Source organism: Deltaproteobacteria bacterium, from assembly GCA_019308925.1.
In the GTDB taxonomy this organism is placed as follows: domain Bacteria; phylum Desulfobacterota; class B13-G15; order B13-G15; family RBG-16-54-18; genus JAFDHG01.
Genome location: JAFDHG010000051.1, coordinates 1 through 16,747 on the forward strand (window position 1 = coordinate 1; position 16,747 = coordinate 16,747).

Below are 16,747 nucleotides of genomic sequence, written 5' to 3' on the forward strand. Positions count from 1 at the left end.
TCCGAGGTGACAGCAAACGCGCCTTTCTCCAGGATCTTTTCCAGATTGCTGGCTGTCTTCATTGTCTCATATCCTCTCTGACGATCCTCCGGAGGCCCCCATCCCTGCTGGTTGACCAATCTTTGATGGGGGTGATCTCCATAAACCTGCTCTCAAACTCCCCCAGGGCTTTGAGGCGGTCGATGATGAGCTGCCAGCCACAATCCATCTCCGGGTCTACCTCGCACTTCCCGTTGGAGGAACCACCGCAGGGCCCGTTCAGCAGGCTTTTTGAACAACGGGTAATGGGGCAGATCCCCCCGGTGAGGTGCAAGACACAGTTGCCGCAGCCTTGACACCTCTCGCTCCAGACCCCCTGCTCTAAGGCCCCCCCCATAAAGGATGTGTTCAACCCGGGAAAGGCAGGGATGTCTTTATAATGCTCGGCCATATACTGTACCCCCACCCCACAGGCGACAGAAAGGATGGCCTGATAGTCCCCAGCGAAGCCCCTGATCTGCTCCACATACTCCGGGTCGCACTGTCGCTCCAAAGTTACCTCCCGGATCTCTATCTCCCTGCCATCCCTCTTTCTTGCCGTCCTTATGGCGGAGGCAAGAAAGGCAACCTCCTTCTCCCCTCCTGCCGCACACACTGCCACGCACCCTTTGCACCCTATCAGGAGGATCTTTTCGTATTTGTCGATCATATCCAAAATCTCATCAATCGGTTTGGCCTCCGCAACGATCATTGCTCCTCTCCCTCCTTTTGCTCCTGAAAAAATTCCCTTCCTGCCCCGGTCTTGACAGGGCTCGGCCCCAAAGCACGGACCCTCTCAGTCATCTCCATGGCGATCTCCACAAACCTGCCCCCCATGGCCGCTGAGAGGTTATACATCTGGAGCCTTTCGGGGTTTATCCCCAGGGATGTCAGGATTCCCTTCACATACTCCACCCTCTTTTTTGCCCTTAGGTTCCCTATGAGAAAATGGCATTCCCCCTCGAGACAACCCGCCACATATACCCCGTCCATCTCCTCCTCAAAGGCCTTGATGAGGTGCACATCGTCCACTCTCCCTGTGCAGGGGACCCTGATGATCTTTACATTCGGTGGATAGTCCATTCTCATCGAACCTGCCAGGTCCGCTGCTTCATAGGCTCAATGTTCACAACAGAAGGCGAGGATCTTAGGTTCAAACTCCATCTTATATCCCCTTCGCCAAGGCCACCACCTTGGCGATAAGCTGCTCATCCCTATAGTGCTGGAGCTGGATCGCCCTTTGGGGACACTCGGCCGCGCAATTTCCACACCCCCTGCATTTGGCCGGATCAATCACAGAATAGCCATCTTCACAGATATAGGGCACCCCAAAGGGACAGGCCCGTACACATATAAGACACGCAGCACATAACTCTGGATCAACCCTAGCCACCACCCCTCCCACCTCTATTTCATCCTTTGCAAGGAGAGTGGACGCCCTGGCCACCGCCGCCTGAGCCTGGGAGATGGTTTCGTCCATTAGCTTCGGCGAGTGGGCAAGACCGCACATATAGATCCCATCGCTAGAAAAATCCACAGGGCGCAGCTTCATATGGGCCTCTAGATAGGTCCCTTCCAAGGTCCGCTGGACCTTGAACATGGCGGCAAGCTCCTCGTTCTCACTGGCAACGGTCGCCGCACTCAAGACGAGGAGATCGGCCTCAATGATGAGATTGCCCTTGAGGGCGTCGTCCCACACCGTTACCAAGACCTTCCCCTCGTCCCCTCGTACCTCGGGCTTGCGCTCGGGAATGTACCGGGTGAAGACAACGCCCTTCTCCCTCGCCTTGGTGTAGTACTGCTCAAGAAGTCCATAAGTCCTTATATCTCTAAAAAGGATATGGATATCAAGATCTGGAGCCAACTCCTTCAACATAAGGGCGTTCTTTATCGCTACCGAACAACATATCCTGCTACAATAGGGGCGCTCCTCAGTGCGGGAGCCTACACACTGGATCATCACCACCCGGCGAAGTTCCTTCGGGTTGAGCTCCTCACTGGCTATCCCTTCCTCAAGCTCCATCTGAGTAAGGACGCCAGGGTGCTCCCCGTAGAGATACTCCGTGGGCTTATATTCCTCACCACCTGTGGCCAAGACGGTCACCCCATGCTCCAGCTTCCGGTATGTCATGGCAGGGGCAATCATCACGCCGGTGGAGAAGTTTCCCTGGACTCCCTCATGATCTACGACCTCTGCATTGGTTATCACCTGTACGGAGGGGTGGGTCATGACCCTTTCAATCATTTCCCTGAGAAGGGCCTGAGGATCTTCTCCAGAGAGGGTATAGTAAATATGACGTACATTACCCCCCAGCTCCGCCTCCCTCTCCACCAGAAAGACCTCGAATCCCTGCCCCGCAAAACTCAAGGCCGCGGTCATCCCTGCCAGACCTCCCCCTATCACCAATGCCCTCTTGCGGACGGGGATTCGCTGTCTCTCGAGGGATTCTAGGAGGAGGGCATTAGCCACCGCCATCCTCAGCAGATCTTTCGCCTTCTGGGTCGCCCCCTCCTTATCCTTCATGTGAACCCAGGAGCATTGGTCTCGAATGTTGGCCATCTCGAAGAGATAGGGGTTCAGACCCGCCTCCATGAGGGTCTGGCGGAAAAGGGGCTCATGGGTCCGGGGGGAGCAGGAGGCGATCACCACCCTGTTGAGGCCCTCCTCTTGGATCACTTTTTTGATCCTCTCTTGGGAGTCCTGAGAGCAGGTAAAGAGGTTGTCCTCGGTATAGACCACATGGGGAAGCGTTCGGGCATAGTCCCTCACCGCCTCCACATCCACGACTGCAGCGATGTTTATCCCGCAGTGGCAGACAAAGACCCCGATCCTGGGCTCCTCCTCGGTGACATCTCGTTCCGGAGGATACTCCTCCCGCTTCAGGAGCTCTCCCCGGACCGAGGCGATATCTTCTGTTGCGGCTGCCGCTGCCCCGCTGGCTTGGGCCACGGTCTCAGGTATATCCTTCGGTGCCTGAAAGGCCCCGCAGACATAGACCCCCTCCCGTGAGGTGGCTAAAGGGGAAAAGGTGGTGGTAGCACAAAATCCATGGGGTTCAAGTTCTATGCCCAGTCTCTCGGCCAGCTCCCGGGATTCCTGAGAGGAACCCAACCCTACCGAGAGAACTACTAGGTGGAATTCCTCCCGTCTCAACTCACCGGTCTCATCCACATAGGTGATCCAGAGGTTCTTGGTCTCGGGGTCCTCAATCACCTTGGAAACCATGGAGCGGACGTATCTGACCCCATGCTCCTCTTTTGCTCGTTCATAGTAATCATCAAATCCTTTGCCAAAGGCACGGATGTCTATGTAAAAGATGGTGGGTTCGATGAAATCAATATGCTCTTTGGCAATAATGGCCTCCTTTATGGCGTACATACAACAGACCGATGAGCAGTATCCCCTCCCCAGGCTCGTGTCCCTTGAACCTATACATTGTATCCAGGCAATCCTTTTGGGGTGCTCGTTGTCCGAGGACCGCAGGATCTCCCCTCGGTAAGGGCCGGAGGCGGAAAGGATCCTCTCAAATTCGAGGCTGCTGACGACATTTTTATACCTACCGTACCCATATTCCCCCTTCAATCTGGGATCGAAGGTCTCATATCCCATGGCGAGGATCACCGCCCCAACCCCAATCTCCAGCTCTTCGTCCTCTTGCTCGAAGTCTATCGCCCCTGCAGGACAGACCTTTTCGCATACTCTGCACTTTCCCTTGAGAAAATAGGTGCAAATCTCCTTGTCTATGACAGGCACGTTGGGTATGGCCTGAGGATAGGGGACATAGATCGCCTTTCTCTCACCAAGCCCCTCATCAAACTCGCTCATCGTCCTGCGGGGGCACTTCTCCTGGCAGGTGCCACAACCGGTACAGAGCTGGTCGTTTACATAACGGGCGTGCTTCAGTACCTTGGCCCGAAAGTTGCCTGGCTCACCATCCAGGGCGATGAGTTCTGAGTAAGTGAGAAGCTCTATGTCGGGATGTCTCCCGCATTCCACAAGCTTCGGGGAGAGGATGCACATGGAGCAATCGTTGGTGGGAAAGGTCTTGTCCAGTTGGGCCATCCTCCCCCCGATAGCCGGAGAGGCCTCTACCAGATAGACCTTATAGCCTGCGTTTGCCAAATCGAGGGAGGCCTGTATCCCTCCAATGCCACCTCCCACCACAAGGACCGCTCCCACCTTTTTGCCTTCGTTGGCTTCTACCTTTCTCTTTCCAGCCATCCTGTCACGCACCTAACCTATTGACCTATTGCACCTTCTCCCCTCTCCTCCTCAGCACCTTTGCGACGAACCTTCTTTCGCTGTTCGGGCGAGCCTGCACCACGCTGTCTTTTTCCGTGAGATAAAAAATCCTCTATCCCCTTAATAGGGACCTGGTTTATGTTTAATCCAAGGATCTCCCTATCAATACCCATACAAAGGCCAAGGAGTTGTGGATAGAGGATAGAGGGGAGATGATGGTTTCCGCCCTGTTTGACAAGGATCATCTTTTGAACCGTATCAAACTGGATCTGGCAGTATGGGCATGCCACACACAAATAATCCGCGCCCGATTGTTTGCCATCCTCAAGTTTTTTCTTCGTCAAGTCTATGGAAAGTTCGTCATTGATTCCCCATAATGGGGCGCCACAACAATCGAGTTTAGTTGACCAATAAATGCTCTCAGCACCGGTAACCCCAACGAGTTGATCAAATAGGGTTGGGGAGACTGGATTGTCAAATTGCATGATCTGGCTTGGCCGTAAGACATGACATCCATAGTGGGCAGCAATTTTAAGCCCTTCATAACGCTTCTCTATCTTTCCTTGTATCGACTCAACTCCTACCTCATGGTAAAGAATCTGGAGTAAGTGTCTGACCTCGATCTCACCTTCATACTTCAAACCTTCTCTCTTGAGGATGGAATTCACTTCCTTGCGAATGGATCGATCCTCCTTCAGGAGGTGATTTGCCTTCTTCAGACTGCCAAAGCAACATTGACACAAAGTCATTATATTTAGGTGTTCCTTTTCAGCAAGAGCGAGATTCCTGGCTGACAAAAGGACAAAGGCCTTAAAATTGATGTTTCTTAAGGGATATCCACAACAATTGAATTCCCTTATATCCACTAATCCTACATCGAGTTTGCCTAAAATTGCCCTTGCTGAGGATTCGTATTGACTGAGACGAGCCGGGATGGTACAACCAAAAAATAAGGCAAATTTCATCATCTTTTTCCCATTGACTGAGATGTCTTTTCTCCTATATATTCCACTGCAAAATTTTTAAGTTCATAAAGCACATCAGTGACACTTACCGCTTGGGGACACTGTTCCTGACACTGATAACAGGTGAGACAATCCCATAGCATATTTGAACCAAAGGCCAGATCCCTTATGCCCAATGCACAGGCATACATAATCTGATGTGGTAATAACCCCAGGACCTCTTGGGGGTTATCGTAGTTGGCCACAACAGGACAGGCGTTGGTACAGGTTTGACAGCCAAAGCACACCGAGAAGGTGCTTGCCTGTGCGGATAGGTTTAGCCTGCTTTTAAACCCTCTGTCCGTTGCACCCAGAGGCAAAACCTTATCCTGCTCCTTCATTAAATCGCATCTGTCAGCAATGGCCTCTCTCACCCTCATCAAGGGCCTTTCATAATCCCTTTGAACCAGTTCCCCCTTCATTAATCCACGATAAAAAGACAGGGGGGAAAGAACGGAAAACTCTGGTATTCCCCTTTGAAGAAGCGTTTCCCGTACGTTGAACCACAAGTCCTGCAGGTTGATACCCACTGGACAGACCACCGTGCATCGATAACAATTGGTACAGAGACAGACCCCCTCTTGAATATCCTTAAGCTCTTGCTCACTTAGTTCCCTGTCAGCGGCAAGCGCCTTTATCGAAGCTATCTTCTCAGAGGGAAGAATGTTGATATTGGGAATCTCCTCCAGGGCCACAGCAACGGAGCATCGCGAAGTGCAGGCCCCACAATGGGTACAGGCATCCAGCTCCATGACCTGCCTGGTGGCTATATTGGCTGGATCTGACTTTCCTTTTTCCATGACAGCATTAGCCAGCAGGCTCAAGGGGCTGGCAAGGATATGGAACATTTTACTAAAAGGAAGATAGGCCAAACCCAGCAAGCAGGCCAAGAAATGGATATACCAAAGTAAAGTAGGCGTATTAACCCTGTCCAATCCCAGGGCTATTGGCCTGATGATTCTGGCCACTCCATAACCGGTAAATGCCCATTGGGGCTGGGAGTGACACTCAATACAGCTCATTTTATGGAGCTCTCTGCCCTGCGCCAGAGTCTGCGCGCCAAACGGCCCCTTCAAATTGGGGGATACTACCCCATAGTCATTTACCCAATAGGCCTCCAAAGACCTAAGCTCTTGCTCATCCTCAAGACCAGAATAGTCCTCTACCATCTGTTTATAGATTGAGTGAGATACAATCTTTGTGCCCTCCAAAGCAATTCCAGAAAAGATGATAATGGCCACGATGATGATAGCATAATAATCCATGGCATTGGTTAGCAGACGGGGCACCTTCAAGATGAAGCGCCGATAGATCGCAATCGCTAACCCCAGGATTACCAGGGCACCAAACAGATCCCTCAAAAACATAAATGGGTTGATAGTCGAAAAATAGTCTGGAAATAGAGCAGAGGTTATGAATCTATCCAGGGCATGCATCAAAAGAAGCAGCATGAAACCCACATATATACACATGTGCATGAGCCACCTGAGAAAGTCCTCTCTCAGGATCCGTAAATTCAGAACTACATCGAGGACAAAGACCTTCAATAAGGTGAAGCCCTTGATGCTCAACAGCGTAAATAAAATCCCCTTGATGGAGGCAAAGACCCTTCTCGATATGGAAATTTCTCCTGCGCCTATACTGATCGAGTATCGGAACCAGGTGAAAATTTTATAAAACAAGCCTACTCCGAAAAATGCTAATGCAACGTATATTGACATAGAGAAGAACATCCTATAGCGACCCCCTTAGATGCAACAGATAATTAAGCGACTTCTTCAGATCAAATTCAGCCATGTTCGGTGAGTGGTCGAGCAGAGCTGACCCTGCAAGACCCACTCTTCCAACTCCTGCAGGGTAATCCTTAACCGTTCAAAGATGATCCTGATGGTATGATCGTAGTCCTTGGCCGATGAGTGCAGGGAGCATCCGGGATTGTAACCGATCCGCTTCACCGTTCTTTGGTCTCCTTCAGGCGTCGAAAGGTCCTCCGAATTTATCCCTACGCTTCTTCCAAGATGGCGGGGACTTTGTCCTCCCAGCCGATCGATATGATGTTAACGCCCTGACAAAGTCCTTGTATCCCCTTGATCATATCCGCTGCTATTTCGACAGAGGCCCCGATCTTGTCAGGGGCCTTCATCAACCTCGTAATTATCTCTTCGGGGATAAAGACCCCCTGCACGTGTTTATTTATGTATCTCGCCATCCCGGCCGATTTTAGCACCATCAGGCCCGCAATGACCGGCGCCCCAAAGGTCTTTACCTTCTGCATGAAGGCCTCGAACTGTCCTAAGTCATAAACGGATGTAGTAACGAAGAACTCCACACCGAGGCGGATCTTCTTTTCCATCTCCCTCAGCTCCTGATCTAAGGCATGGCCCCGAGCACTGGCATCGAGCTTCGCACCAACACAAAAACGGGGAGGGCCTTCCAGATCTCCACCACTCATATCATATCCCTTTTGCAACCTCTCTATCGCCTCCAAGAGCTCCAGGATATCTATGTCGAAAACCGCCTTGGCCTCTGGGTGATCTCCGAGTTTCGGGTCGTCTCCCAAGGCTGCCATTACATTCTCAAGGCCCAAGTGATAGGCACCGAGCAACTCCGCCTGCATTGCTATCCGATTCTGATGGGCACACGAGATCTCAAATATCGTCTCATAACCTCTATCCAGTAGGTATCGACAAGCAGCCCAGGAACTCATCCGCATGACCCCTCCCTGAAGGGAAGGCACATAGATGGCCTCCACCCTCCCCTTCAAGGGGATTAACCTCTCCTCAAACCCCTTAACCTCTACACCTTTCGGAGGTAATACCTCCACCATCCTCAAAAATCCACCATCCTCCAGCCGCTCCCGCCACCCCATGGAAACCTCCTTCATGTATTAGATCTAAAGCAGCCCCAATTCTAACAACTCTAAGATGAGACGCAAGAAATTTTTATGGATTTCTCGCATTTTCTTGAGATGCCGCCTCCTCATATTCCACCGGCAACACAACCCGAAAGGTCGTCCCTCTGCCCATCTCTGTGTCGACCTCAATCCGCCCTTTATGTTCTTCCACTATTCCATACGACATAGAAAGTCCCAGACCCGTCCCTTTGCTCAGATCTTTGGTGGTGAAGAAAGGATCGAATATCCTGGGCAGTATATCCTCGGGGATCCCTTCTCCGGTGTCTGTGAACTCTATAATTACGTTGTCCCTATCTTCGGAAAAGAAGGTCTTTATAGAAAGAGTCCCTCGTCCGTGCATGGCATCAGCTGCATTGACCATGATATTCATAAAGACCTGCTTCAATTGGCCGGCGTTCCCCCAAATAGGGGGGAGGAAGGGATCAAGCTCCTTCTTTATCTCTATGTTGTGGAAGGTAGCCTGGTTTTCCAGAAAGAGTAGTCCATTGGTTATGGCCCTGTTGACATCGGTGAGTTCCATCTTAGGGCTACTCTGGCGGGAAAATTCGAGGAGGCTCTTTATTATTTCCTTGCAACGCGTCGCCTCCTGGACAATCTTCCCCAAGTCTTCCCTCTTTGGATCATCAGGTGATAGGTCCTCCATCAAGAGGCTGGCGTATATGAGGATACCTCCTAACGGGTTATTTACCTCATGGGCTACGCCTGCCGCCATCTCACCCAAGGACCTCAGCTTCTCTGACTGAAGAAGTTGAAGCTGGGTATCTTGGAGTTTCTTTTCCATAGCGATCCGGGGGCGTAGATCAGTGAAGATCCCCACAGAGGCCACTTCCTTGCCACCCTCATAGACGATGGCGGCGGAGAGATAAATCGGGATGTTCTCCCCCTCCTTGTTAACCACATTAAATTGGGACCCGGTAAATTTCCCCGCCCCCCCATAGTCAGGGCTTCGCAACTTCTGCATGACCTCCTTGGCCACTCCGGGAGGATAAAGCTGGGTGATATGCATCTTGCCGATGACCTCATCGGCCTTGTAACCGATGAGGGCCTCGGCCCCCTTGTTGAAGATGATGAGGTTCCCCTTGATGTCGGCAGCGATGATCCCGTCCACGGAGCTCTCGATGAGGTTTTTTAAAAAGTCGTTGGCCTCCCTGAGCTCCCTCTCCAGCTTCTTGCGCTGGGTGATGTCGATGTTGATCCCCTCGTAGCCGACGATCTTCCCCTCTTTATCCCGGATGGCATGGGCGGATAGGAGCACCATGATCTTTCCCCTATCCTTTCTCTTGAACTCCACCTCCCACTCCTTGACATAGCCATCCTGCTCCATCCTCTTCTGGAAGATCTTTCGTTCCCCAGGGTTTACATAGAGGTCCTCGGCGATATCTATCTTTAAGAACTCTTCCTTGCTCTCATAGCCGAGCATATCTAAGAGGGCCTGATTACAGTCAACGAATTTCCCATCCGGTGTACTGATGAAGAGTCCCTCTCCCACCCGCTGGAAAAGCTCCCGATACCTCTTTTCCGAGGCCTTGAGCCTCTCTTCAAACCTCTTGTGCTCAGTGATATCGGTGAGATAGGCACAACCCTTGACCTCACCTTCTCCCCCCTCGGCCAGGGCCAGGCATAGGTAGACATCCCTTTGCTCGCCCAAGGCGGTAGAGATCTTTACCTCCTGGCACAACTTATCCCCGGGCCCTTTTAGCTGCTCCAGAACCTCTTCCACCTCTTGCCCCAGGATGGAGATGATATCTTTTTCCAAAAGATCTTCTTCTGGATATCCAGTAAGGAGGGTGGCCATCTGGTTGGCAAACTCTATGAAGCGATCCTCCCCAAAGACGAGGATTCCGTCATTGCTCATCTGCACGAGGGCCCGGATGTACCCAGTTCTTTCTTCCCATAAAGAAGGCGTCTTTTTGGATATCAACCCACGAGATTTCATTCTAAAACTATTTTAAAACAACTTTTACCTTATCGCAACTAAAGTTCTCGTCAGCAGATCCGGGGAAACTGCTCGTCGCTTAAGGGATCAAGAAGCCTATGGCCCCCTATCCTAGTTCGGAGAAGGACCTTTCCCGGATTCTCCGCCGTAACCCGGCCTATGACCACCGCCCCTTTTCCCAGACGATGGGCCTTCATCATCCTAAGAAGCCCTTCGGTCTCCTCTTCTGGTACGAAGGCGATGAGCTTCCCTTCGTTGGCCAAATAATAGGGATCGAACCCGAGTAGATCGCAGACCACCCTGACCTCCTCCCTGATCAAGACCTTCTCTTCTTCGATCACCACCCCTACCCCTGAGGCGTTGGCGATCTCCCAGAGGACGGTGGCAAGTCCTCCCCTGGTGGGGTCCCTCATGCAATGGATGTCTGGGCATGCTTTCAACATCGCCTCCACAAGCCCATTGAGGGGGGCACAATCGCTCTTTGTCTCCCCCTGCAGGGAGAAGTCCCCCCTAGCGATGAGGACTGCGATCTCATGATCCCCAATGGGACCATTAATGATGATCCAATCACCGGACCTCGCTTTAGAGCCCCTTATATCCACCCCCTCAGGGACAACGCCAATCCCGGTGGTGGTTATATAAAGCCCCTCTGCCGCACCATGCTCCACGACCTTGGTATCCCCTGCCACCACCATAACTCCGGCCTCCTCTGCGGCTTCCCTCATCGAAGAGAGGACCTTCTCAAGATCCTCGATGGAGAACCCTTCTTCCAAGATGAAAGAGGCCGAAAGCCCCAACGGCCTCGCCCCTGCCATGGCAAGGTCGTTCACTGTTCCGCATATCGCAAGCCTCCCTATGTCACCTCCAGGGAAGGAGAGGGGCTTTACTACATAGGAATCGGTGGTGAAGGCAAGCTTGGAGGGTTCAGTGGGAATTATGGCGCTGTCATCGAGGACTCTAAGAATGTCATTGTTAAAGAAAGGCAGAAATAGCTCCCTCAAAAGGTCATGGCTAAGCTTCCCCCCTGCACCGTGGGCAAGGAGTATCCTCTCCCCCTTCATTGTCCCCCCCCGTATTTGTAGTAGGCAGCACAGCTCCCCTCTGAGGACACCATACATGGCCCCACAGGGTCCTCCGGTGTGCACCTTTTGCCAAAAAGGGGACAATCCGGAGGGCTCTTGAGGCCCTGGAGGATCTCACCACATAGACAACCGGGAGGATCCGCCTTATCTTCACAAGGGATGACAAAGGCCCTCGAGGCGTCCATCCCGGCGAACTCCTCCCTCAGTATAAGGCCGCTTTCCGGTATCAGACCCAGTCCCCTCCAACGGGCATCCACAGGCTCAAATACCTCTCCCATGACCTCCAAGGCCCTCTGATTCCCCTCCTCTTTCACCGCCCGCCTGTACTGGATCTCTATCTCCGCTCGCCCTTCCCTCCTTTGGCGAAGGAGCATGTATATTCCCTCCAGGATGTCGAGGGCCTCAAACCCGGTGATCACCCCTGGGAGACCAAACTCACGGGCAATAAAGAGGTAAGGACCCCTCCCGATTATCACGCTCACATGGCCCGGAAGGATGAAACCATCTATCCTTACCCGTCCAGTGGAAAGCAGGGCCCTCATGGCCGGGGGGATGAGCCTCTGTGAGGAGAGGAGATAGAAATTGACAAGTCCCCTCCTCCTTGCCTCCTTGACGGCTACAGCGATGGCAGGGGAGGTGGTCTCAAAGCCCACGGCGAAGAAAATGACCTTTCTGCCATGTTCCTCCTGTGCGATTTCAACCGCATCCAAAGGGGAGAGGACCACCCGGATGTCGCCGCCCATCGCCTTCTCCTGGTGGAAGGATGTACTACTTCCTGGAACCCACATCAGGTCCCCGAAGGTCACAAGGGTAACGCCATCCAACTGCGATAGCGCGATAGCGCGATCTATCTCCCCTGCAGGTGTTACACAGACAGGGCAGCCTGGACCAGAGATGAGTTCTATCCCTTCGGGCAAAAGGGACCGTATCCCGGAGCAAAAGATGGACATCGTATGGGTGCCGCACACCTCCATGAAGCGCAGCGGAGGGTCGGCAAGCCCCGAGATCTCCCTGAGAAGGATGGGGGCGAGCTTCCCTTCATCCGCCCTCTTGCGTGGATTCAAGATAACTCTCCTCTATCTCTTTAAAGAGCTTCAGGGTCTCCAGGGCCTCCCCTTTCTCAAGCCTCTGAATGGCAAAGCCCACATGGACCAGGACATAGCCTCCCACCTCCACCTCAGGGCATAACAGGAGGCTCACCTCCCTTCGTACACCGCCGAAGTCCACCTCGGCGAGATGATCCTCTGATATGGAAACAATCTTACCTGGAATTCCAAGGCACATCTTTAGCCCCTGAGAAGGCAAATGGCGTATAAAGCCTGTCCAAGCGATATGCCACCATCGTTGGTGGGGGCCTTTTGCTGAATGAAAACCCTAAAATCGTCTTCCTCCAGCAGGTCACACACCCTACCCAAAAGGAGGTAATTCTGGAAGACCCCGCCGCTTAGGACAATTTCAGGCAGTGCCGTCAACTTCCTCATCCTCTTGGCCATCCGAGATATTACCCTGGCCATAGTGTTGTGGAAACGGGCCGAGATAATGTAAGGAGTTTCACCCTTTCCTATCTCCTCTACGATGGCTGCAATAATGGGATCGGGGTCGACGATAAGCGACCCCTCCTCCTCAAAGATTTCAAAGGGATACTCCCCCCTCTCACCTTCTTCCGCCATCTGTTCGAGCTCTACAGCGGCCTGCCCCTCGTAGTTTATCGTCTCCCTCACCCCCAACAGCGCACTAACGGCGTCGAAGAGCCTCCCCACGCTGGAACAGGGAGGTGAGTTGATGTCAGCCTTTACGGCCCCTCTTAAGAAGGACCACTTCTTGAGGTCAAGCCCCTTTACAAAGGGGATATTTAGCCCCTCAAGCCCCCCGTATACTCTGTGCAGATAAACCGCCGCCATCCTCCACGGCTCCCTCACCGCCATCTCACCCCCGGGCAGGGGTATATAGCGCAGGTGGCCGAGGCGCCTGTAGCCCCTCACCATCACCTCGAGGAACTCCCCCCCCCATACGGCGCCATCCTCCCCATATCCAGTTCCGTCCATTACCACGGCCAGCACAGGCCCTTCGAGGCCATTTTCGGCCATGCAGCTTAAGGCGTGGGCAAAGTGGTGCTGCACCCCTATCCTCGGCACCTCAAGCCCCATGGCGTAGCGGGTGGAAAGGTAATCGGGATGGAGGTCATGGGCGACGGCCTCGGGTTCTATCTGAAATAGGCGCTTGAAGTGTCCTATCCCCTCCTCAAAGGACCTCAGGGTCTCGAAGTTCTCCAAATCCCCTATGTGGTGGCTCAAAAAGGCGTAATTACCTTTTGTGAGGCAGAAGGTATTCTTCAAGCCTGCCCCACAGGCGAGCACACTCTTGCCCCGCTCCTTCAACCTTATGGGGAAAGGGACATACCCCCTGGCACGCCTTACGAAGGTCACCCTTCCCCTGAAGGGCTTCACCACCGAGTCATCGCACCTTGTGTGAATCTCCCTGTTGTGCACCACAAAGAAATCGGTTATCCCTCGAAGCCGTGCAAAGGCCTCAGCGTCTTTGTAAGCGATCGGTTCATCGCTTACATTGCCGCTCGTCATCACAAGGACATCCAGTCCGTCAGCAAAAAGCAGATGGTGCAGGGGCGTATAGGGAAGCATCACCCCCAGAGTCCTCTGGCCGGGGGCGACAGATGGGGCCACCTTGGCACCTGCCCTTCGCTGCAAAATAACTACGGGCCGCTCTTTGCTCTCGAGGAGTTCCCTTGAGGCCCCATCTAAAAGGCAGAGCCTTTCGATAACCTCCAGGTCCCTGCACATGAGGGCAAAGGGCTTGTCCTCTCTGTATTTTCTGCCCCGGAGACGGGCGACGACATCCTCTCGGGTTGCGTCACAGGCGAGGTGAAATCCTCCAAGTCCCTTTGTGGCCACGATCTTTCCCTCGATAAGCAGTTTGAGGGCTTCACCTATGGGATAAGAGGTCGACACCTCCCTGCCCGAGTTATCGAAGAGCCCTACCCTTGGGCCACATCCCGGGCAGGCGTTAGGTTGGGCGTGAAACCGACGATTCGAGGGATTATGATACTCCCTGCTGCATAGGAGGCACATCTTGAAGGGGGCCATTGTAGTCTTGTCACGGTCGTAGGGGATATCCTCGATGATGGTGAAGCGAGGGCCACAGTTGGTGCAGTTGATAAAGGGGTAGCGAAAACGCCGATCCTTGGGATCGAAGAGCTCTTCTAGGCAATCCTCACAGGTGGCGATATCAGGTGAGATCAGGGCAAAGCGCTCCTCCCCCCCCATGCTCCCCCTTATCCCAAAGTCCTGATAGCCCACAGGGGGAAGATAGTTTACGGTCGTCCCTTCTATCAGGGCAAGAGGGGGAGGAGAAGAGAGCTCGGAGAGGAAGCCAGCTACTCTCTCTTTTTCCCCTTCCACCTCTATCTGGACCCCTTTTTCATCATTGAGGACCCACCCCTTGAGATCATTGCGTCGGGCGAGGCCGTAAACAAAGGGGCGAAACCCCACCCCCTGGACGATCCCCTCTATCTGAACACAAACCCTGATCTTCCCCATCAGGTCCCCTTTTTGTTGACCCTTTCTTCAAGCCATCTGAACCAGTTGTCGAGCCCCTCGCCCGTATTGCAAGATATGGCCATCACCTCTAGATGGGGGTTCACTTTTAGGGCATCGCTGCGAAACCTCTCCAGGTCGAAGTCCAGATAAGACAAAAGGTCGATCTTGTTCAGCAACAAAACGGATGAGACCTGAAACATGAGGGGATACTTCAGGGGCTTGTCATCTCCCTCAGTGACGGAGATGAGCATCACCTTGTCGTCCTCGCCGATCTTGAACTCAGCGGGGCACACCAGGTTCCCTACGTTCTCCACAAGGAGAAGATCTATCTTGTCGAAATCCAACTCTCTGAGCCCTTCCCTCACCATGTTCCCATCGAGATGGCAGGCGCCACCCGTATTTATCTGTACGGTGGGGATGGCGTAGGCGGCAACCCTTTGCGCGTCTCGTGAGGTAGCGATATCTCCCTCGATCACTGCAATGCGCTTTCTATCTTTTATATGTTCTATGGTCCTTTCCAACAGCGTGGTCTTCCCTGCACCGGGGCTACCCATCAGATTGACCACATAGACACCCTCATCCGCAAAGAGCCTTCTGTTCTGGGAGGCGATCACCTCGTTCGCCTCAAGGATGTCCTTGACCAGCTTGATCTCCATCGTCTATCTCCATACTCCTTATCTCCAGTTCCCTCCCCGAAACCATCTCCACCTCTGGGCCCTCACAGCGGGGACAGGTCATAAAGGGGTCGTCCACCACAAAGACCTCCCCGCACTGATGGCACCGAAGCCTCAACGGCACCTCTTGGATATCTAGGGAGGCCCCCTCAGCTATACCCCCTTGGCTTATCACCTCGAAGGCAAACCTCAGGGCATCCGGCACCACACCGCTCAATTTCCCAATCAGCAGCTTAACCCGTGTCACCCTTGCCCCTGAGTAGGGAAGGGCTTCCTGTTCCACGATCTCAAGAAGGCTCTGTGCTATCGCAAGCTCATGCATGATGCAATTTTACCCTGAAGCGTTTCTTACCACAATCCCTTAAGCTCTTCAAAGACTGCCTCTATTACCTTTGGCACCTTTACTTCCACCTCCGGTGTAAGCTCCATACCCCAGGAGACCTCCTTCGGTTCCACCCCAATGATCACCACCTCTCCGTGGCCACCTAATTGTCTCGCCGTACCCAAGACCTCCAGCAAACCTACCTGGTGGAGTGAAAGGGGCCTTTCGCTCTCACTGATAAGATCATCAGGGATGACACGGTAGATAGTACCTGGCTCCCCTCCCGCCTTTAGGGCGTCAATCACGATGATCCTCTCTGCCTCCTGGATCACCGATAGGAGGTCCATCGTAGCCGTGCCTCCATCTATGACCTCGACCCCGGGGGGCAGTTCCTTTCCCTCCAGTTCTCTCACCGCGTGAACACCCACCCCCTCATCCTTGAGGATCAGGTTTCCAACGCCTATTATCACCGCCCTTTTCTTCGCCATCACCACAAAATATCCCTTAAGGGCCCTCTCCCTTAAGGGATATCATCAAGGCCTTTGATCAGAGATTTAACGTTACTTATTATGCCAGGTTCGCAAGCTGTAGGATCTCAGGGACCTTTTTCTCCCAACCAATGGCCATAATGTGGACCCCTTGGCAGAGACCTTTCAGGTCATTGATGAGCCTTGCGGCGATCTCCAAACCCATTGCTGTCTTGTCCTCTGCCTTTGCCATCTCGTCGATCAGGTTTTCAGGCACAAACACACCTGAAACATTCTTGTTCATGTACCTCGCCATACCGACTGACTTCAGAGGAATAATCCCCACAAGCACAGGTACCTTGAACTGCTCCGCCCTCTTCATAAACCGCTCAAACGCATCTACATCGTACACTGCTTGCGTCTGGAAGAACCGGGCCCCAACACTGATCTTCTTCTCCATCATGGCGAGCTGCAGCTCAGACGATGCATCGGTGTCCGACACTGGCTTGACCACGGCCCCGACGAAGAAGTCG

The 16,747-nt window shown here is 53.1% G+C and carries 16 protein-coding genes; all 16 read right to left on the reverse strand.

Annotation, left to right across the window (positions count from 1 at the left end):
* Positions 1-58: 58 nt before the first annotated feature.
* Positions 59-730: a methylenetetrahydrofolate reductase C-terminal domain-containing protein gene (locus tag JRI46_09045; GenBank protein MBW2039728.1), complete on the reverse strand. Its 672-nt coding sequence runs from the start codon at positions 728-730 to the stop codon at positions 59-61.
* Complete coding sequence (locus JRI46_09050) at positions 727-1,182, reverse strand: hydrogenase iron-sulfur subunit (protein ID MBW2039729.1); 456 nt, start codon at positions 1,180-1,182, stop codon at positions 727-729. Before JRI46_09050 ends, JRI46_09045 begins: the two co-directional genes overlap by 4 nt.
* Position 1,183: 1 nt before the next feature.
* A complete protein-coding gene (locus JRI46_09055) occupies positions 1,184-4,240 on the reverse strand; it encodes a CoB--CoM heterodisulfide reductase iron-sulfur subunit A family protein (GenBank protein ID MBW2039730.1) in 3,057 nt (1,018 codons plus the stop codon).
* Between the two features lie 17 nt (positions 4,241-4,257).
* Positions 4,258-5,226 (reverse strand): CoB--CoM heterodisulfide reductase iron-sulfur subunit B family protein, encoded by a 969-nt coding sequence (locus JRI46_09060; protein ID MBW2039731.1) that lies wholly within the window; start codon positions 5,224-5,226, stop codon positions 4,258-4,260.
* Positions 5,226-6,947: a 4Fe-4S dicluster domain-containing protein gene (locus tag JRI46_09065; GenBank protein ID MBW2039732.1), complete on the reverse strand. Its 1,722-nt coding sequence runs from the start codon at positions 6,945-6,947 to the stop codon at positions 5,226-5,228. Before JRI46_09065 ends, JRI46_09060 begins: the two co-directional genes overlap by 1 nt.
* Positions 6,948-7,043: 96 nt before the next feature.
* The gene (locus tag JRI46_09070) at positions 7,044-7,220 is read right to left on the reverse strand and encodes a hypothetical protein (protein ID MBW2039733.1); all 177 of its coding nucleotides are present in this window, start codon (positions 7,218-7,220) and stop codon (positions 7,044-7,046) included.
* A gap of 47 nt (positions 7,221-7,267) precedes the next feature.
* Positions 7,268-8,134, reverse strand: coding sequence for a methylenetetrahydrofolate reductase (locus JRI46_09075; GenBank protein ID MBW2039734.1), 867 nt, complete (start codon positions 8,132-8,134; stop codon positions 7,268-7,270).
* A gap of 73 nt (positions 8,135-8,207) precedes the next feature.
* Entirely contained in the window at positions 8,208-10,100 is a 1,893-nt protein-coding gene (locus JRI46_09080) for a PAS domain S-box protein (GenBank protein ID MBW2039735.1), read from the reverse strand.
* 65 nt (positions 10,101-10,165) lie between these two features.
* Positions 10,166-11,176: a hydrogenase expression/formation protein HypE gene (hypE, locus tag JRI46_09085; GenBank protein ID MBW2039736.1), complete on the reverse strand. Its 1,011-nt coding sequence runs from the start codon at positions 11,174-11,176 to the stop codon at positions 10,166-10,168.
* On the reverse strand, positions 11,173-12,261 hold the full coding sequence (gene hypD, locus JRI46_09090; GenBank protein MBW2039737.1) for a hydrogenase formation protein HypD: 1,089 nt from the start codon (positions 12,259-12,261) through the stop codon (positions 11,173-11,175). The genes hypE and hypD overlap by 4 nt, the downstream gene beginning before the upstream one ends.
* Entirely contained in the window at positions 12,236-12,481 is a 246-nt protein-coding gene (locus JRI46_09095; protein ID MBW2039738.1) for a HypC/HybG/HupF family hydrogenase formation chaperone, read from the reverse strand. Before JRI46_09095 ends, hypD begins: the two co-directional genes overlap by 26 nt.
* Before the next feature lie 2 nt (positions 12,482-12,483).
* Entirely contained in the window at positions 12,484-14,751 is a 2,268-nt protein-coding gene (gene hypF / locus JRI46_09100; GenBank protein ID MBW2039739.1) for a carbamoyltransferase HypF, read from the reverse strand.
* Positions 14,751-15,407: a hydrogenase nickel incorporation protein HypB gene (gene hypB, locus JRI46_09105; GenBank protein ID MBW2039740.1), complete on the reverse strand. Its 657-nt coding sequence runs from the start codon at positions 15,405-15,407 to the stop codon at positions 14,751-14,753. The genes hypF and hypB overlap by 1 nt, the downstream gene beginning before the upstream one ends.
* Positions 15,376-15,747 carry a hydrogenase maturation nickel metallochaperone HypA gene (hypA, locus tag JRI46_09110; GenBank protein ID MBW2039741.1) on the reverse strand — a complete coding sequence of 124 codons (372 nt, stop codon included), beginning with the start codon at positions 15,745-15,747 and terminating at the stop codon, positions 15,376-15,378. The genes hypB and hypA overlap by 32 nt, the downstream gene beginning before the upstream one ends.
* 26 nt (positions 15,748-15,773) lie before the next feature.
* Positions 15,774-16,235 (reverse strand): HyaD/HybD family hydrogenase maturation endopeptidase, encoded by a 462-nt coding sequence (locus JRI46_09115; protein ID MBW2039742.1) that lies wholly within the window; start codon positions 16,233-16,235, stop codon positions 15,774-15,776.
* Between the two features lie 79 nt (positions 16,236-16,314).
* On the reverse strand, positions 16,315-16,747 hold a 433-nt coding region (locus JRI46_09120; protein ID MBW2039743.1), incomplete at its 5' end, for a methylenetetrahydrofolate reductase.